The organism is Hymenobacter segetis (genome assembly GCF_038448715.1).
Classification (GTDB): domain Bacteria; phylum Bacteroidota; class Bacteroidia; order Cytophagales; family Hymenobacteraceae; genus Hymenobacter; species Hymenobacter segetis.
Genome location: NZ_JBCEVZ010000015.1, coordinates 54,213 through 71,762 on the forward strand (window position 1 = coordinate 54,213; position 17,550 = coordinate 71,762).

12 protein-coding genes are annotated in these 17,550 nt (G+C 61.8%); 6 read left to right on the forward strand and 6 right to left on the reverse strand.

The features are described 5' to 3' along the window. Positions 1–35 precede the first annotated feature (35 nt). Complete coding sequence (locus AAFH49_RS08500; RefSeq protein WP_342297308.1) at positions 36–1,211, reverse strand: T9SS type A sorting domain-containing protein; 1,176 nt, start codon at positions 1,209–1,211, stop codon at positions 36–38. A 287-nt stretch (positions 1,212–1,498) separates the two neighbouring features. On the opposite strand from AAFH49_RS08500, the gene AAFH49_RS08505 reads away from it, so the two are divergent. Continuing rightward, positions 1,499–2,119: a hypothetical protein gene (locus AAFH49_RS08505; RefSeq protein WP_342297309.1), complete on the forward strand. Its 621-nt coding sequence runs from the start codon at positions 1,499–1,501 to the stop codon at positions 2,117–2,119. Between the two features lie 103 nt (positions 2,120–2,222). Next, on the forward strand, positions 2,223–2,387 hold the full coding sequence (locus AAFH49_RS08510) for a hypothetical protein (protein ID WP_342297310.1): 165 nt from the start codon (positions 2,223–2,225) through the stop codon (positions 2,385–2,387). A 79-nt stretch (positions 2,388–2,466) separates the two neighbouring features. Here the strand turns inward: AAFH49_RS08510 and AAFH49_RS08515 are convergent, their stop codons facing one another. After that, positions 2,467–4,209 (reverse strand): M3 family oligoendopeptidase, encoded by a 1,743-nt coding sequence (locus AAFH49_RS08515; RefSeq protein ID WP_342297311.1) that lies wholly within the window; start codon positions 4,207–4,209, stop codon positions 2,467–2,469. Positions 4,210–4,316: 107 nt separating this feature from the next. Further along, on the reverse strand, positions 4,317–5,417 hold the full coding sequence (locus AAFH49_RS08520) for a 2Fe-2S iron-sulfur cluster-binding protein (RefSeq protein ID WP_342297312.1): 1,101 nt from the start codon (positions 5,415–5,417) through the stop codon (positions 4,317–4,319). A gap of 195 nt (positions 5,418–5,612) precedes the next feature. On the opposite strand from AAFH49_RS08520, the gene AAFH49_RS08525 reads away from it, so the two are divergent. Next, the gene (locus AAFH49_RS08525) at positions 5,613–6,299 is read left to right on the forward strand and encodes a peptidoglycan DD-metalloendopeptidase family protein (protein WP_342297314.1); all 687 of its coding nucleotides are present in this window, start codon (positions 5,613–5,615) and stop codon (positions 6,297–6,299) included. 185 nt (positions 6,300–6,484) lie between these two features. Here the strand turns inward: AAFH49_RS08525 and AAFH49_RS08530 are convergent, their stop codons facing one another. Next, on the reverse strand, positions 6,485–7,708 hold the full coding sequence (locus tag AAFH49_RS08530; RefSeq protein WP_342297315.1) for an ABC transporter permease: 1,224 nt from the start codon (positions 7,706–7,708) through the stop codon (positions 6,485–6,487). Between the two features lie 109 nt (positions 7,709–7,817). Here AAFH49_RS08530 and AAFH49_RS08535 point away from each other — a divergent pair, with 109 nt between their 5' ends. From AAFH49_RS08535 to AAFH49_RS08545, 3 genes are all read left to right on the forward strand, one after another. Continuing rightward, positions 7,818–9,041: an exo-beta-N-acetylmuramidase NamZ family protein gene (locus AAFH49_RS08535; RefSeq protein WP_342297316.1), complete on the forward strand. Its 1,224-nt coding sequence runs from the start codon at positions 7,818–7,820 to the stop codon at positions 9,039–9,041. Positions 9,042–9,367: 326 nt separating this feature from the next. Beyond that, positions 9,368–10,303 (forward strand): methionyl-tRNA formyltransferase, encoded by a 936-nt coding sequence (gene fmt / locus AAFH49_RS08540; protein ID WP_342297317.1) that lies wholly within the window; start codon positions 9,368–9,370, stop codon positions 10,301–10,303. A 144-nt stretch (positions 10,304–10,447) separates the two neighbouring features. Beyond that, positions 10,448–10,936, forward strand: a complete 489-nt coding sequence (locus tag AAFH49_RS08545) for a dihydrofolate reductase (protein ID WP_342297319.1) — start codon at positions 10,448–10,450, stop codon at positions 10,934–10,936. A gap of 69 nt (positions 10,937–11,005) precedes the next feature. Here the strand turns inward: AAFH49_RS08545 and porU2 are convergent, their stop codons facing one another. Both porU2 and AAFH49_RS08555 read right to left on the reverse strand, forming a co-directional pair. After that, a complete protein-coding gene (gene porU2, locus AAFH49_RS08550) occupies positions 11,006–16,225 on the reverse strand; it encodes a putative type IX secretion system sortase PorU2 (RefSeq protein ID WP_342297320.1) in 5,220 nt (1,739 codons plus the stop codon). Positions 16,226–16,313: 88 nt separating this feature from the next. Then, the gene (locus AAFH49_RS08555; protein ID WP_342297321.1) at positions 16,314–17,429 is read right to left on the reverse strand and encodes a putative type IX sorting system protein PorV2; all 1,116 of its coding nucleotides are present in this window, start codon (positions 17,427–17,429) and stop codon (positions 16,314–16,316) included. Between the last annotated feature and the right edge of the window lie 121 nt (positions 17,430–17,550).

Below are 17,550 nucleotides of genomic sequence, written 5' to 3' on the forward strand. Positions count from 1 at the left end.
CTTCCCTCCTTTTTCGATTTCAACCAACCGGCTGCTTATTCAACAGTCAGCTCTTTGTAGATTTTGGTCTGGCCGTCGGCGCTCAGAATCTGTACGAAGTACAGGCCGGGCTTCAGAGCCGAGATGTTGAGCTCGAGCTTCTCCTGGCCCTGGCCTTTGGCTTGGGCACTAATGCTCTGGCCGAGGTTGTTCAGGACGATAACGCTGCCCACTTTGGCATCTTTGATTTCAACCGTGGCCTTGCCGTGGGCCGGGTTGGGGTACACGCTGATGTTGCTATCGAACTTGCCCAGCGTGCTCAGCACGGCCTGGTAGGTGCCGAAAGGCCCCGTGTAGTCGTTGTGGTTGCCGAGCTGGTTGTAAAGCTGGCCGGCCGGGTTGCTGCTGGGGGTAGTTGCGGGCGGCACAATGGGGCCGTTGAAGGCCGTGGAGTACATGTACCACTCGTCGGCAATGTTGTAGCCACCGACAGCCCGCACGGGCGGGCACGAACCGGGCACGTTTTGCGGAGATGGGTTCACCGTAGTGCCGTGCGATACCGTAGCCCGGCGAATGATGGACTGGTTGGCCGAGGCCACAAAAATTGCGTTGGTGCCGGTACCGTCGAGGGGGTTGGTGCCGCTCCAGTTGCCGCCCGCTGCGCAGGTGGTTTGCAACACGGGGCCTTCGCCAATCACGCCAATCAGGTCCACAATCACGCCATTGCCCACGCCGGCCGTGCCGCTGGGGTAGCGTACCAGGGCCATGGCATCGTCGCCGCTGAAGTAGATGGGGCCGCCGCCCACAATCACCGTGTTGTTGGCGGCCGGAGCCAGCGCATAATCAGAGCAAAACTGGTTGGCCGCGTTCACGATGGCCGGCAACGTTGCCTGCCCGCAGGCAATCACGAAAGTCGTGCGGGCGCTCATGCTGTTGTTGCCGACAGCTACGTGGGCCGCGTTGCTACGGAATACCCGCTCCTCCTGAAAGATGGGGGTGTTGCCGTTGGAGTAGCGCCGTACCGAATACGGGTTCAGGTTGACGGTATTATTGGTAGGGTTGTAAATTTCGAGGGCACGCTCATTGCCGCTTGAGTTGGCCGTTCCGCCGTAGTTTACGCCCGACTGGTGGGCTCCCTCGTTGTATTCCGAGAAAAACAGCTCGGTGCCTTGAGCATGGGCGGCTCCGGCCAGCAGCAGCGCTGCCGAGAGCATCAAGTAGTTCTTTTTCATAATTTTTGAAATGTGTATTGTCAGTGCAACGGCAAAGATACGCGCTTTTCGCGGCTAGGTTCATTACGTTTATGCGTACCTGAAAATCCCTTTTTCTATAGATAATGCTCCTGGTCGGGCCGATGGGTGCGGCGCACATACCGAATCGCCTTATTCGGGCGTTGCAGCCCATATTGCCCAGCTTGAGCCGGGACTATACGTGCCCGGCCGGTTCGCGCATTTTTTTTCACCTGGCCCCGTAGCTTTGCTATGCCGGGACTTTTTCCTTCTGGCTACTTCTTGAATCTATGCGCACTTTCCTTTCTTCTCCGGTCAAAACCGCCGTGCTTTCGCTGTTGATTTTCTCGGGCTGCGCGGCTTCCTGCAAGCGCGACGGTGCCAAGACGGCCGCTTTCAACCCGGCTTCGGCGGCGGCGGCCAAAGCGCAGTTCGACGTGCTGCGCGATTCCGTCGACATCAAATGGCGCAACATGACGGAGAGCGACGACCAGAAAATCGGCATCACCCGCCTGCTGCTGCGCGAGTTGAAGGGCCGGCCCGGCATTGATGCTACCCAACTGCAAGGCCTGGACCGCGCCAATACCCGCCTCAAAGCCCGCCGCTACACCCAGCAAACCATGGCCAGCTCGGACCTGATTGACCAGTACGACATGGCCCAGGACTCGCTGCTGAAAGCCGTGTACCCCGTGGCCGCCCCCAACGGCAACGCCCCCACCGAAAATGCCCGCAATTTTGTGGAGGGCATTCAGCAGCTCGATGCCGGCGTAGTGGCGTTCCGGGTGCAGTACGACCGCGCCGTGCACCAGTACAACGACTACCTGAAGCTGCACCGCGCCGAACTGGAATCACTCGGCGGCAAGTACGCTACGCTCCAGCCGCTGTCATTTTTCACGATTGGGGACAAGTAAATCGGGCTCGGCATTTTGCGCGGGGTAGTCTCGGTATTAAAGCAGCAATTGCTTATCTTTAAGCCTCAGCTACTCAACGTCATTCACCAAACGCCCCGCACATATGCACACCGCTACTTTTTTCCGCCGGCTGCTGCCGGTTATGCTCCTCACCAGTCTCGTCCTGGCTTCGTGCGGAGGCTGCAAAGACCGCGACCCACGCCCCAAAGGCAAATGCGGCTCGACGGCTCCTACTACCACTACTCCTCCTCCCGGCGGCAATTCATAGGCGCCGCTTGTGGCTCCACAACAGAAAAGGCCGGCATAATTGCCGGCCTTTTCTGTGTCTAAACGGAATGCTAATTTGCTTACAGCGCGGCCATTTCCTCGCGCACGAAGTCGGCGAGAGTACGCAGGTACTCGGTGCTGAAATCGAATCGAATGCCAGCAGCAGCGTAAATCTGGCCAATGGGCGCGGTGTAGCCCAGCGCCAAGGCACGCTTGTAGGCGGCCAGGCCCTCGGTAGGGTTCTGACGAAAGTTGCGCCACACGGCAATGGCCCCAAGCTGCGCCATGGCGTACTCGATGTAGTAGAACGGCACTTCGTAGAGGTGCAACTGCTTCTGCCAGAGGTAGGGCTTAAATTTTTCGAGGCCGTTCCAGTCCACGGTGCGCTGGTTGAATTCATCGAAAATCTCGACCCAGCGCTGGTGGCGCTCGGTTTCGGTGTGCGTGGGGTGTTCGTACACCCAATGCTGAAACTTGTCGATGGTAGCCACCCACGGGAAGGTTTCTAGGACGCTTTCCAAGTGTGTTTTCTTGGCGCGGCGCAGGTCTTCCGGGTTGGGGAAGAAAACGTGCCACTGGTCCATGCTCATCAGCTCCATGCTCATCGAGGCCAGCTCGGCCACTTCAGACGGCGGGTGCTTGTCGGCACCCAACGGCAGGCCGCGCGTGAGGAAGCTGTGCACGGCGTGGCCGCCTTCGTGCAGCATGGTCACCACGTCGCGCAGGCTGCTCGTGGCATTCATGAAGATGAAGGGCACGCCGGTTTCGTCCAGCGGGTAATTGTAGCCGCCGGGGGCTTTGCCCTTGCGGCTTTCCAGGTCGAGGTGGCCCATCTGGCGCATGGTGCGCAGGCAGTTGCCGAGGTAGCTGTCGAGGGTTTCGAAGACGGTGATGGTTTTTTCCAATAGCTCCTCGCCGGTGCCGAAGGGGCGCAGTGGCGGCTGGCCGCTGGGGTCCACGTCGAGGTCCCAGGGGCGCAGGGCGGGCAGGTTCAGGTCCTGGCGGCGCTCCAGGTCGAAGTCGTCAATCAGCGGCACCACCGTTTCGCGGATGGCGGCGTGGAAATTGAAACAGTCCTGCGGCGTGTAATCGAACCGGCCCAGCGCGGCAAACATATAGTCGCGAAAATTGGCGAAGCCCGCGTTCAGCGCCACCTGATGACGCAGGGCTACCAGCTCGGTGAAAAGCTGGTCGAGCGGCTGGGCGTCCTGCAAGCGGCGGGCCTGGATGGCGCGCCAGGCGGTTTCGCGCACGGCCCGGTCGGGGTTTTTGAGGCGGTCGGCGGCCTGGGGCAGGGTCAGGTCCTGGCCGTCGAGGGTCACATTCATGGCCCCCACCGTGGCGGCGTACTGCTGCTGTTTGGTGCTGATGTCGGTTTTCAGCGGGATGTTTTCGGCCCGGTAGATTTCCGAAGCCCGGCGCACCGAGCGTAGGAACACGCCATAGCGGCGCTCATCCAGCCCGGCCAGGTGCGGCGAGGCCAGCATCTTTTCGTTGAGGGCGTGGTCGTGGGGAGCTACTTCCGGCTCCACTTCGTTCACGAAATACTGGAAGGCCTCGGAGCGCGCCGGGTCCTGCGTGTCGCAGGTCATGTGAATGTAGCGCCAGGCGAGGTCCTCACTGAGCACCGATTCCAATTCCGAGCGGTCGAGCAGCCAGCGCTCCAATTCGGCGGGCGTGTTTATGGACCGGGCCTGCAACTCCTGGAAGAAGGGCTCAATCGCGGCCCAATTGGTCACGAGAAAGTCTTCGGGCAAATATTGGCGGGGCGGCCGGCTCGTATCAGTGGCCGACTCGGCGGTAGGTTCAGCTAGAAGCATCATAGTACAAGTATAGTAGAACGGAATTCGGAAGAGATGAAACTGTCGCCATTTTATGCGAGCAAACTCCGGGCCGACCTAATTTTTTAGAGCGGCAAGCGTCTGTCATCCTACCCTATTTCAATCACCACGTCCTCCGTCATCGGGTGGCCTACGCAAGTCAGCACGTAGCCTTGTTTCAGCTCCGAATCGGAGAGGCCTTCGCGCTCGTCGAGGTGCACTTTGCCGCTCAGGCACTTGCCGCGGCAGGCGGTGCAGAGGCCGGCCTGGCAGGAGTACGGCAGGTCGATGTCCTGGTCGAGGGCGGTTTCGAGGATGGTTTTGCCGGCGGGCACTTCGATGAGGTACTCGCTGCCTTCGTACTGAATGGTGACGGTGCGGGTGTTCTTCACGTTGTCGTCCGGGCTGGCCGACACGTCGCCGTGGCCGCTGGGCTGGGCGGCGGCCAGTTCGGCGTTGTCGGCGCTGGCCACAAAGCTTTCGCGACGGATGCGGGCCTCGGGCACGTTAAGCAGGCTGAGGGCAGCCTGGGCTTCGGCCATCAGGCCTTCGGGGCCGCACATGAAGTATTCGGCCTGCTCGGCCGGAAACTGGTGGCGCTGCTCCAGAATGCGCAGCAACATGGTGCGGTTGAGGCGGCCGGTGTGGCGGTGCGGGGCCATGGGCTGCAAGGGCTGGCTATACACGTGCTCCACCTGCAGGTGGCCGTTGGAGCGGGCTTCGAGGTCGGCGAGCTGCTGCTGAAAAATCACAGATTCCTCGTTGCGGTTGCCGTAAATCAACAGCACGTAGCTCTGGGGCTCAGCCGCTACCACGGCTTTGAGCATGGCCATGAGCGGCGTGATGCCCGAGCCGGCCCCGATGAGCACCAGCGAGCGGGCCGCCTTGGGGCTGGGGCTGAGCGTGAAGTTGCCGAGCGGCTCCATCACCTCAATTTCCTGGCCCACCTGCACCGTATCGAGCAAATAATTACTCACCAGGCCGCCCGGCACGCGCTTCACCGTCACGGACAGGCGCGGGGCCTCGGCCGGCGTGCTGCTGAGCGAGTAGGCGCGGCGCTCCTTCTTGCCGCCCGGCCCGCAGGGCACTATAAGCGTCAGGAACTGGCCGGGACGGGCTGCGATAGGCGCCCGGTCGGGCCGCTCCAGGTGAATGGTGATAGAATCGGCGGTTTCCTGGGTGATGGCAACGACGGTGAGGGTATGGTACATTGAGCGGGGTAAGCGAATGGGGGAACGAGGGGCCGGGGCGGCGCACTGGTTCGCGGTAAGGCAGTAACAGAAAAGCGGGCCGGATGGCGAAAATATTCCCGCCGGCCCGCCGGCAAAGGTAACTTGCCAGCCACATTACGGGTTTGCGGCCGGGCCGTTTTCCTTTGTGGCCTCACGCTTTTACTTCTCTCGCGCTTGCTCTCCACCCTGCTCCAACGCCATCAGGCCGGCTTCGGCCCCGTGCTGCCCGTCGACCTCAACGGCTCCACCGTCACCCGCCTCGATTTCACCGCCGCCAACCCCCAAATCACCAGCGCCGACCTGCGCGACACCGCCGGCTTCGATGATTTAGTTAACAAAATGCTGGCTGACCAAAATGCCACCATCGGCATCGGCGGCTACCTCGAAAACCGGGTTATTTACCGCCGCAGCGCTCACTTCGGCCCCGGCGCGGCCGAGGAGCCCCGCTCCCTGCACCTAGGCGTGGATGTATGGCTGCCGGCCGGCACGCCGGTGCTGGCCCCGCTGCCCGCCGTGGTCCACAGCCTAGCCGACAACGATAATTTCGGCGACTACGGCCCCACCGTCATCCTGCAACACGAGCTGGAGGGAACGGTCTTCTACAGCCTCTACGGCCACCTCAGCCGCCACGAGTGGCGGGCACTGCGCGTGGGCCAGGCGCTACAACAAGGTGAAGCATTTGCCACCGTTGGCCCTTTTCCGGAGAATGGCGACTGGCCCGCGCACCTGCATTTTCAGTTGATGGCCGATATGCAAGGGCGGGTGGGCGATTTCCCCGGCGTTGCCCGGCCCAGCGAGCGGGAAGCATGGGCGGCCTTGTGCCCCGACCCGAATCTGGTGTTGCGGAGCCGGTATGTTTAGCCGAAGAAGCCCCGTAGGGGCGACATATCGGTAGTAAAACCAAATGATAAGAACGGTAAAGCCCCAGCGGGGCGACACTCGTCTGACGAGTGTCGCCCCGCTGGGGCTTTTGAAACTTTAGCACCTGCCGTTTCTACCGATGTGCCGCCCCGCTGGTGCTTCGTTCGGCAACCCAAGACTGATGTTTAATCGAATTTGATGGCCACTACCGGCTTAATCCGCGCAATCAGGTATGTGGGGATGAGCACGGCCAGCAGCGAGGCGGCGAAAGTGGCCACGTTCAGCAGCAGCAGCATTTTGGGGTCCCAGGAAATCGGGACGCGGTCCATGTAGTAGTTCTCGGGGTCGAGGGGAATGACTTTGAAATAATACTGGATGGCGCAGAAACCCACGGCCACTAGGTTGCCGATGAGCATGCCGCGGATAGTGAGCGAGAGGCCCCGAAAGAAGAACATCCGCCTGATTTGGTTATCCGTCGCCCCCAGCGCCTTGAGGATACCAATCATGTTGGTGCGCTCCAGAATCATGATGAAGATGGTGGCCACCATGTTGAACGTGGCTACGAAAATGATTAGGAGCAGGAAGATGATAACGTTGCGGTTGAGCAATTGCAGCCAGTCGAAAAGCTGGGCGTATTGCTCCGTGATTTTATCGATTTTGAGGTCGTAGGGCAGGCGCTCGTAGAAATTGTCGGCGGTTTTGTCCAGGGTTTTGAAGTCTTTGAGGACGACTTCCATGCCGCCCACCAGCGAGTCGGGCCAGGCGGGGGAGTTCAGCTCCCGAATCTGGCGGATATCACCGATGACGTAGACTTCATCGAACTCATCGAGGCCCGTGGAATAGATACCGCAGACCCGAAACTGCCGGATGCGCGGCGGGTTCTGAATGAAGTAGAAAAGGGCTTTTTCGCCCACGGCGAGGCGCAGCTTGTCGGCCACTTTGCGCGAAATCAGCACATCGTCGCTGGCCGAGGAATCGGAAAAGCTGATGAACTTGCCAGCCACCAGATTTTCGCGCATGGGCGAAGGGCCGCCGGTTTCGGCGATGCCTTTGAGCACCACGCCCAGCACTTCGTCCTTGGTCTTGATGATGGCCGTTTTCACGGCGTAGGGCTGCGTGGACTTTACCTCGGGAAACGCCTTGAGCTGCTGCACCAGCTTGGGGCCGGCGATGGGGGCAACTTCGAGCGAGTTATTGGTGTCGTAGCGCGAAATCTGGAGGTGCGCGCCGAAGGAAAAGATTTTATTCTGAATCTCGTTGCGAAACCCTTGCAGGATGGCAAACGACACCACCATCACCGCCAAACCCATGGCAATGCTGATGATGGCTATTTTTGTAACCGACGAGGTAAAGGAGCCGGAATCGGCTCCCCCGTCAATCTTCTGCGAAATGTAGCGGGAGACATTCATTGTTCAGCCGTAAAGCTACGTTTTGAACCGCTACCGGCCGCGCTCCCGACCTTTGGGTCCGGCGGTGCTCCGCGCCGGGTTCTTTTTTCCGCCCTCTTTTTCACTGTTTATGGTTGGGTTATTCGCTAAAATCACCTTGTCGATGCTGCTGGCGCTGCCGGCCTGCGGCACCACCCGCCCGGCGGCCACGGCCGCCCCGCATACGTTGGCCACCCCGCCCCGCGTTGCCGGCGTGACCGTAGGAGCCGAGCGGCTCGATAAATACCTTCCCCAATTGCAAGGCAAGCGCGTGGGCCTGGTCATTAATCAAACCTCCCGCGTGGGCCGGGCCTACCTCGTGGATACCCTGCGGGCGCGAGGCGTGAACGTGACGGCCATCTTCGCTCCCGAGCACGGTTTCCGGGGCGAGGAGGCCGACGGCGCAACCATCACCGATGGCCGCGATGCCCGCAGCGGTGTGTCCGTGCGCTCGGTGTACGGCAAAACCAAGAAGCCCACCCCCGAAATGCTGGCCGACTTGGACGTGCTCATCTTCGATATCCAGGACGTGGGAGCGCGGTTCTACACCTTCATCAGCACGCTGCACTACGTGATGGAGGCCGCCGCCGAGCAGGGCAAAACCGTCATCGTCCTCGACCGCCCCAACCCCAACGGCGACCTCGTGGACGGCCCTATGCTGGAGCCGGCCCACAAATCCTTCGTCGGCCTCGACCCGCTGCCCATTGCCCACGGCCTCACGGTGGGCGAACTGGCCCAAATGATTAACGGCGAAAAATGGCTGGCCGGGGGCAAGAAATGCGCCCTCACGGTGGTGCCGCTGGCCACCGGCTACACCCACGCCACAGCCTACGCGCTGCCCATCGCGCCCTCGCCCAACCTGCCCACCGCCCACGCCGTGGCCCTGTACCCCAGCATCTGCCTGTTTGAGGGCACCAACGTGAGCGTGGGGCGCGGCACGGCCACGCCGTTTGAGGTCATCGGCAGCCCTGCCCAGCCGGCCACGCGGCCCTACACCTTCACGCCCGTTCCCAATGCTGGCTCGCCCACCCCGCCGATGAAGGGCCAAGCCTGCCACGGCCTCAACCTGGCCGGTGCCCCTACCCGCGCCGCCTCGGGCGGACTGGTGCTGAGCTACCTGCTCGATTTTTATCAGCAGAGCACCGACAAGGCACATTTCTTCGGGAAGTATTTCGAGGAATTATCCGGCACCAATAGCCTACGCGAGCAGATTATCGCCGGCAAGACCGAAGCCGAAATCCGAGCCTCGTGGGCTCCGGGGCTGACCAAGTTCAAGGCCCTGCGCAAGAAATACATGCTCTACCCGGAGCGATAGAAACTCCCCGGGGCTCGGAATCCGGATTCCGAGGCTCGGGGAAACTCCCCGGGGCCTGGAATCCGGATTCTGAGGCTCGGGGAAACTCCCCGGGGCTCGGTTTTGAGATTCCGGGGCTCGGGGAAACTCCCCGGGGCTCGGTTTTGGGATTCCGAGGCTCGGGGAAACTCCCCGGGGCTTGATTTTTGAAAATCAGTCCCCGGGGAGTTTTTAGTAGCGCGAACTTTTAGTTCGCGTCCCCGCGCCAATGCAACGATTGACGTTCGGGGACGCGAACTGAAAGTTCGTGCTACGGTGCTACGGGCGCTGGGCGTTTTCTTTGCCCCATGAATACTCCCCTGCGCCTGGTTTTCATGGGCACCCCCGATTTTGCCGTGCCCACCCTCGAAAGCCTGCTGGCCTGGCCGGGCGGGCAGGTGGTGGCCGTCGTCACGGCCCCCGACCGGCCGGCGGGGCGCGGGCGGCAGCTCCAGGCCTCGGCCGTGAAAATGGCCGCCGAAGCCCACGGCCTGCCCGTGCTCCAGCCCACGAACCTGAAATCGCCCGAGTTTCAGGCCGAACTCAAAAGCTACGCCGCCGATTTGCAGGTGGTCGTGGCCTTCCGCATGCTGCCCGAAGCCGTGTGGAACATGCCCCGGCTGGGCTCCATCAACATCCACGGCTCGCTACTGCCGCAGTACCGGGGCGCGGCCCCCATCAACTGGGCCCTGATGCACGGCGACACGGAAACCGGCGTCACCTCCTTTTTCCTCCGCCACGAAATCGACACCGGCGACCTCATCTTTCAGGATAAAATCACCATCGCACCGGAGGACGATTTCGGCAGCGTCTATGATAAATTGAAAGGGGTGGGCGCGGCCCTGGCCCGCCGCTCGGTGGAGGCCATCGCGGCCGGCACCGCCCCCAGCACCCCGCAGGAACAACGGGCCGACCTCCGCCCCGCCCCCAAGCTCCAGAAGGAAACCGGCCGCCTCGATTTCGCCCGCCCCGCCGCCGAGCTGGTGAACTGGGTGCGCGGTCTCTCCCCCATCCCCACCGCATTCGCCGCCCTGCCCGATGGGCGCATCATCAAGATTTTCCGCGCCGCTGCCCTGCCTTTTGAGGGTGAGTCTGCGCCCGCCGGCACCTGGGCTTCGGATGGCAAGAAGTACCTGCGCGTGGCCGCCGCCGATGCCTGGCTCGATTTGCTGGATGTGCAGCTGGAGGGCAAGAAGCGAATGCCGGTGCAGGAACTGCTGCGCGGGTTTAAGCTGCCGGCTTAGGGCTTTTTTATTGTAGGGGCGGGGCTTGCCCCCGCCCGCCGTTCGCACCGTTTCAATGATTCCGTTCAACGACGGGCGGGGGCAAGCCCCGCCCCTACATCGTTTTAATAACACTCCCATCACCTCCCCTGCTCCCCCAAACCAATGGTTTCCTTCGTCGTGGCCGTAGCCGAAAACAATGCCATCGGCAAAGATGGCGAACTGCCCTGGGGCCACCTGCCCGATGACTTGCAGCACTTCAAGCGCCTCACCCTAGGCCACCCCGTGGTGATGGGTCGCCGCACCTACGACAGCCTCGGCCGGGCCCTGCCCAAGCGTCCCAACATCGTGGTCACGCGCCAGCCCGGCTGGGCTGCCCCCGGCTGCGAAACCGCCGCCTCAGTGCCAGCCGCCCTGGCCCGCGCCCGTGAGCTGGACGAGGAAGTGTGCGTAATCGGCGGTGGCGAAATCTACCGCGAAGCCCTGCCCGCCGCCGACGTCATCTACCTCACCGAAGTCCACCACAGCTTCGAGGGCGACGCCTTTTTCCCCACCCTTGACCCCGCCGAGTGGCGCGAAGAAGCCCGCGAGCGCCACGAGGCCGACGAGCGCCACGCCTACCCTTTCAGCTTTGTGACGCTGCGGCGGCGGTAGGTTTCGGAGATGTGGGCCAATAAAAAAGGCAGCCGATTGGCTGCCTTTTTTGTTTTTCCTTGCGGTCGGCTAGCGCATGAGCACCAGCTTGCCCCAGTCGTTTTTGAAGGCTTTGTCGCCGCCCGTGGCGCGGTGGCCGAACTGAGCGCCCGGGTCATCGAGGGCCACGCGGTAGAGGTAAGTGCCGTTGGCGAGGCGGTCGCCGTAGGTATCGGTGCCGTCCCAGGCAAAGTCGGTAATGTTGTTGCCGATGTGCAGCGGGCCGAGCTCATTCATGAAAATCTCGCGCACCACCTTGCCGGTGAGGGTCACAATCTGGATTTTCATGTTGCGGGGCAGTTCCTGGCCCGTGAGGGTGAACACGAAGCGGGCCTTGCTCACCACCGGGTTAGGGTACGGGTACACGTTGGAGATTTGCGAGGCGTTCACCACTTCAAACTTCACCTGGAAATTCTGGGCACCGGCGCTGGAGTTGCTGGGGTCGCGGCCCTGCACTTCGAGGGTGTACATGCCATCGGGCAGAGGGCCGGTTTTGCCGGGCTCATAGGTGAGCTTGGCCACGCTGCCGTTGGTCTGGTCCACGCTGAAGTGGAAGCTGTTGCTGTTCACATCCATCACCGTCGGCACCGTCTGGCCGGGGCGCTGCAGCAGCACGGTGAAGAACGAAGCGTCGGTGATGTGGCGGAACTTGTCCTCGTCGTTGAGCTGGATGTTGATAACGGGCATGGCCGATACCAGCTCGCCGTTGAGGATGTGGCGGCCATCGAAGGCCACATCAAGCGTCGGGGGTACGTTGCGGTCTACCACCGTGAACGGGGGCAGCGACAGCTCGTTGTTGGCGTAGTTCTGCTCGCGCTGGAGGCGCGGGTTCACCACCACTTCCACCACGAATGTCCCAAACTGGCCCGTCATGTCAAACTTAACCGGAATGGTAAGCGGCGTCTGACTCGGTAGCAGTATGGTGTTCGTGACCACATCTACCGACTTCACTATCGGCTGACCGCTGGCGCTCGTTTTGCGCAGGTTTACGCGGGTGATTAGCGGCGAGGCAAAGGGCGAATCCGAAATATTCTCAAACTTCACCGGGAAGGTAATGTATGCGGAATCAGCGGCCTGGCGTGCAAATTTGGCGGGGTCGTAGTCGGCAGCAGTGGCTAGGTCGCGCCGTACCACGCCTTCGGGCACGCCCTGCGAGGTTACGAGCCACTGCTCCAGCTGCGGCGGAATGCGGGTTACGTTATCGGACAGGGCCAGCTCCAGGCGTAGGTAAGGGTAGGTTTTGGCCGGAACCAGCGTCGTCAGGGACTGCACTGCGGTAGTAACATTGGGCAGCACCACGGTTTCGCGGCCCAGCGAGTCGATGCCCACCACGCTCAGCGTGTGCTGGCCATTCGGCGTCAGGTTGCGGATGGTGCTGTACAGATTAGTCCATTGCTTGGCGGGGCCAATGCGCGTCGAAACAATGCGGCCCGACGGATTGGACTGCTGCAAAGTGTCGCGCAGCACAATGGTCTGAATATTTTTGGCGATGGTGCTGCTGGCATCCGGCCCGGTTTCGTGCATCAGGCGGCCGGTGGTGGCCGTAAGCTTCTGGCCCAGCAGCGCCAGCGGCTCGCCATCGGCCAGCCGGGTGATGAGTTGGGAGCCCAGCAGGGTTTGCAGGCGGTTTTTGAGAGCCGTGGGCAGCAGCGAGTAGCGCAGGCGGTTGGCCGATACCACGGCCACGTATGAGCCCGCCGGAATATCAGTCAGGAACGCATCAAGCTGCTGCTGCCGGGTGGCACTGTAGTTCAGGTTATCGAGCGTATCAAGCGTAGCAGTACCAGTCGGGTCGGACGCTGAGAAGTAGTAAAAATAGTCCGGGGCCTGCCCGCACTGCTGATAGCCCGCCGGCATGGCTACCGGCAGCAGCGATGCCCCGCTGTACACGGCAATCAGCAGGTTGGGCGAGCGCACGCCGCAGCCATACACCGAGGGCTGCCCCGCCGCCGTGCGGATATAAATCCCCGCCCCGCTCAACGAGACAAAGTTGGCCGGGCTGCGGGGGGGGCCACCGCCCCGGGTGCGCAGCACCAGCGGCACCCGCGTGGCCGCAAATTCCCAGCGGCGGGTGGGGGCTTTCACCTCCACGCCGGTGCGGGCATCCTGCTTGAACTGCGTGTAGTGGCTCTGGGACCAGCCGCCGGGGCTGTTCGGAATCACGCGCAGCGAAGAGGTGGCCCAGTCGCCACTTTCGCCGGTAGCCGGGGTATGGAAACGGGCGCGCCAGTACCACACCAGGCTGTCGCGCTGGCCCAGGCGGGCCGGCAGCGTGGGCGTCCACTCTGCCAGCAGGCCGGCCGTGATGGTGGTGCGCTGCACGGCCCCATTGAAGGTGGCCACCGTGTCAATTTCAAAATCGTAGTCGCGCTGCACGCCCAAGAGGGTGTTCGACTGCACCACCAGGCGGGGCCGGTTGGTGCCCGAAATGGCAAACTCGGTAGGGTTCAGGATTGACACGCCCCCACTCAAAAAGGTATAGTCGATTTGGGCCGTATTGTTATTCTCGTTGACCTCCGCAATCTGGTTGTTCGGGTCCAGGGCCACCACAAACGTGCTGCCCCCGCTGGCCCCTACACTGTTGCGCATGGGCAGGGCATACGTGGTATCGGGGCTCCAGGCGGCCCGCTGGGTGAAGGTGTACACCGTGTCGGCACGGGTAGGAGTTGTCGTGTTAAACTTCCGCGTCACCCGAATTACCAGGGGCTCGTAAGGGATTTTGCCGGGGTTGGAGACACCCACGTTCAGCACAAAGTCGTGCGAGTCGGCCCGCACCGTGGTCTGGCCTGGGGCGGGCACAATGGAAACCCGGGCCGAGCTGGCAATGAAATCGGGCAGCGGCGGCGCGTACAGGCTCAGGGTAGGGTCGCCCTGCCAGCCAGTGCACAGCAGCTGCTCCTTTTCGTAGTCCTGCGTGAAGGTGCTTTGCAGGCGGCGCACCACCTCGTCGTGCACCACCGTAATGGGCTTGCCGTACCAGGCCGGGTCGTTGAACAACAACCGATAGAGCGTATCCTGGGCCATCTGTAAGGGCGTGGCGTAGCTGAAACCTGATTCGGCCAGCGAGCCCAGCGCCCCCCTGCGGTCGGCAAACAGCCAGTCTTCTACCACGGTGTTCACCCGGGTGAAGGTGGAGTTAGCGGCGCAGCCACTCAAAAACAAAAACGGGTACTTGCGGTAGTTCGCAAAGGCCGGCATGGTCGACGGCATGCCGAAGTTGAAGGTGAAGCTGGTGGGAGCCGCGTGGCCAAAATAGGAAATCACCGAAACCCCGGCATTCAGCTGGGCCGAAATATCAACGTTGACCGGCAGCGGCGTATTCCGAACCAGCGTCTCCACACTCCCCCCAAACAGCGGGCGCTCGACGCGGGCCTTCGCCGCATCCATGTAAGACTTGTATTCAACTGCCTCGCTGGCATCCTTTGCCCCAATCAGGTGCAGGATATTTTTGCGCCAGGGCTGGGTGCCCAGCGGCTCCAGGTTCTGCAGGTCCTGGTCGATTACCTTGTTCAGGTAATTCATTATCTGCTGCGGAGTGGTGACGGTGAGGCGACCCGTGTGCAGCTTGGCCACGAAGTTGTTGTTCATGTAATCGGCCGTCAGCAGGTTGTCCGATACGGAGCGGGAGCTGGTGGGCACCAGGTCAAGGCCAAACTCCCCGCCACGGGCGAAATAAGAACCACCGGCTGGGACCGGCTCGCTGGGTACAATGCCCTTGCCCAGCAGCAGCAGGTAGCGGTTGGTGGCATTGGGCGTGGCCGCCGCCAGCCACCGCGTGAAGTGCCGCAGGGCCAGCCACGACTTTTCGCCGTAAAAAAACTGGTCGTAGAGTTGCTGCGAAGTCACCATGAGCGTGTCGTAGCGCCCGCCGGCCGCCGAGGCCCGGTAGTTGGCATATGCACGGGCCGCGTTGGGAACGGTCCCGGCGGCCCGCATCAGCTGCGGGTGCGTGATGATGACGAACGTAGGCACCGCCGGGTTGATGGTCCGGAAGCGTATCTGGCGGGCCGGCAGGGGCTTGGGCAGCGTGGCTTCATCGGCCAGCAGGAGGCGGTGCGTGGCCGCCGCCGTAGCGCCCGGAAACACGAAGCGCTTCAGCGCCGCCGTAGCGCCTTGCGTGCCCACCACCCGCTGCACGTTATTTAAATCGTTGATATCAAACCCGACCACCGTAGCGGGCACATTGGCCAGCTCGTACGTGGCGGGGCCGCTCAGCAGCGAGTCGTTCTGAAACAGCAGCCGATTGCGGTTCGCCAGCCAGATTGGGGCCTGAGCAGCGGTGGTGCGAAACAGCGAGAGGCAGAAATTGTCGTTGGCGGCAACCGGAGCCATCTCCTTGAGCTTAACCGTGACCGTGCCGGTGCTGCTCACGTCAGAGGCCTGGAGCTGGAACGTCTGTTGCGCCCGTACCAAACCAACGTAGTTTACCACCCCCAACACGCGCTCGGCCCCTGCCCCGGCGGGCGGCACCACCGTTACCTGGGTGTGGTGGGGCACGCCTATCCCCCCAGAGTACAGGTTGAAATCCTGCCCACCAAACAATACCACGTTGATGCGCGGCAATGGCCCCGTGGCCGACGGGCTAACCGATACCGAATCAATGGTGAAGACTCTGTCAACGTCGTGGCCATAGGCCATAAAGAAGTTCTCGCCGGCCTCCAGCCAGGGCAGGTACGTATTGAGGTTCTGCGGGTAGTCGATGAATCCGTTGGAGGCGGTGGGCGAGTTTCGCTGGTCCAGCTTCTCACGCAGGTAGTGCGGGTGCACGGTGCCGCCCGCCGCTACCGGGGCCTGCATGTGGCGGCCGGCGGTGCCGCTGCGCCAGGTCAGGAAATAGCTGGCCGTATCGGTGTAGAGGCTGTAATACTGGTTGGGCTGGTCGGCCGGGTTTTTATATAGTTCAACGTCCAGCCGGCCATCGTTGTGCACGGCGTAGAATTCGAGAAACGACGTGGCATCCAGCGTGGCCTGGTTGCCGCCCGCGTAGGTAGCAATTTCCCGGCCGCGCCGCCAGATTTGAAGTTCATTGGGCACCACGCCGGTTATACCGGCCTGGGTAAGGTACTGATAATCAATTTTATATAAGCCATCCCGGACTATTTTCATTTTATAATACGTCTGGCCGGGCACAATCCATTCATTGCCCACCGGCCCGGACTGGGCCTGGACGGCGGCGCTGGTCAGCCATAGCCCCAGCCACATCAGCAGCACTGTCCACCTCCGCGTCGAATACTTGTAGTTTTTATTCATTCTATTTTGAAATTTATTTATTACTTCCCAACATCTACGCAGTCCGCTGCCAATCAGCCTACTAGTGTCAGTAAAATATTTCGAACTACTATTTGAAGCCGTAGCCCAGCGATACAATCAGCGAGTTGGTCTGCGAAGCGCTGCCCAGCTTTTCCACGGCCAGGCGCGAGAGCGCCAGGTCGATGCGCAGGCCGCTCACAGCCACGCCGGCCCCGAGGCTGTACTGGCCCTTCCACTGCATGGACTTATCCACCACGCTGCTGATTTTCTGAAAGTTGCCGGCCCCGCCGCGCAGAAACACCAGGTTTTTGTAGCCCAGCTCCACGCCTAGGCGGGGCTCCACGCTTACCGTTTTACTGGAAATTAACGTGTTGCGCTGGCCATCGGTGGTGGCCTCCAGGTCGACGGCCACGAGGGCGGAGAATTGTTTGGGTAAATCAAAGCGACGGCCCACGCCCAGCACGAAGCGCGGCAGCGTGATTTCGGTGCTGTTTTTCGGAATAGAGTCCGACTTGACGGCCACGTTGCTGTTCAGCCCCTTCACGTACTCGGCCGAGTTGATATTCCAGGAATTGAACGTGGTGGTAATGTCACGGGCCATCAGGGCCAGGTTCCAGCCTTTGCGGTTGTACTGCACGCCAGCATCAATGCCAAAGCCGTAGCCGTGGGCAAACTTGCCGATGTTGCGGTAGATGATTTTGCCACTGCCGCCCACGCTCAGGCCTTCCACGCCCAACTTGCGGGCGTAGGAGAGCAACAGGGCGTAGTCGGCCACCGAGAAATATTCAATCTTGCTGTAGTCGACATAGCCGTACTCGTTCACCAGGGCGCGGGTATCGGCAATGTTGTCAACCCCGAGACGCAACACGCTTACGCCCAATGCACTCTTATCATCGAGCGGCATGGAGAAGGCAGCGTAGTCGTTTTTCACCACGCCCGAGAACAGCTCGGAGTGCATCAGCACGCCGTCGTACTTGTGGGTTTGGTTGGTGAGGCCGGCGGGGTTCCAGTAGCCGGCGGTGGCATCGGAGGCCAGGCTCACCTGCACCTTGCCCATGCCCAGGGCACGGGCCCCCACGCCGATGTTCAGGAATTCGTTGCTGTACTTGGGCGTTTTGGTAGACTGCGCGGCGGCGGGCAGGGCCAGCACAGCGGTGGTCCCCACGAGGGCTAGCCCACGGGCAACTGAGGAAAATTGAGGCATAGAAAGGCGTCTGGTAAAGTTTGCGCGGACGGAACGCAAGTTACTCCATTATAGTGCGTCCGACCCCGCGAATTTCAAGCCAGAATACCGGATGCGGGCTATTTCTGTTGCAAGCCGCTTG

Bases quoted from the DNA above. Each gene is read 5' to 3' on its own strand.
- AAFH49_RS08500 (WP_342297308.1), bottom strand. From the start codon at position 1,211: ATGAAAAAGAACTACTTGATGCTCTCGGCAGCGCTGCTGCTGGCCGGA.
- AAFH49_RS08505 (WP_342297309.1), top strand. From the start codon at position 1,499: ATGCGCACTTTCCTTTCTTCTCCGGTCAAAACCGCCGTGCTTTCGCTG.
- AAFH49_RS08510 (WP_342297310.1), top strand. From the start codon at position 2,223: ATGCACACCGCTACTTTTTTCCGCCGGCTGCTGCCGGTTATGCTCCTC.
- AAFH49_RS08515 (WP_342297311.1), bottom strand. From the start codon at position 4,209: ATGATGCTTCTAGCTGAACCTACCGCCGAGTCGGCCACTGATACGAGC.
- AAFH49_RS08520 (WP_342297312.1), bottom strand. From the start codon at position 5,417: ATGTACCATACCCTCACCGTCGTTGCCATCACCCAGGAAACCGCCGAT.
- AAFH49_RS08530 (WP_342297315.1), bottom strand. From the start codon at position 7,708: ATGAATGTCTCCCGCTACATTTCGCAGAAGATTGACGGGGGAGCCGAT.
- AAFH49_RS08535 (WP_342297316.1), top strand. From the start codon at position 7,818: ATGGTTGGGTTATTCGCTAAAATCACCTTGTCGATGCTGCTGGCGCTG.
- fmt (WP_342297317.1), top strand. From the start codon at position 9,368: ATGAATACTCCCCTGCGCCTGGTTTTCATGGGCACCCCCGATTTTGCC.
- AAFH49_RS08545 (WP_342297319.1), top strand. From the start codon at position 10,448: ATGGTTTCCTTCGTCGTGGCCGTAGCCGAAAACAATGCCATCGGCAAA.
- porU2 (WP_342297320.1), bottom strand. From the start codon at position 16,225: ATGAATAAAAACTACAAGTATTCGACGCGGAGGTGGACAGTGCTGCTG.
- AAFH49_RS08555 (WP_342297321.1), bottom strand. From the start codon at position 17,429: ATGCCTCAATTTTCCTCAGTTGCCCGTGGGCTAGCCCTCGTGGGGACC.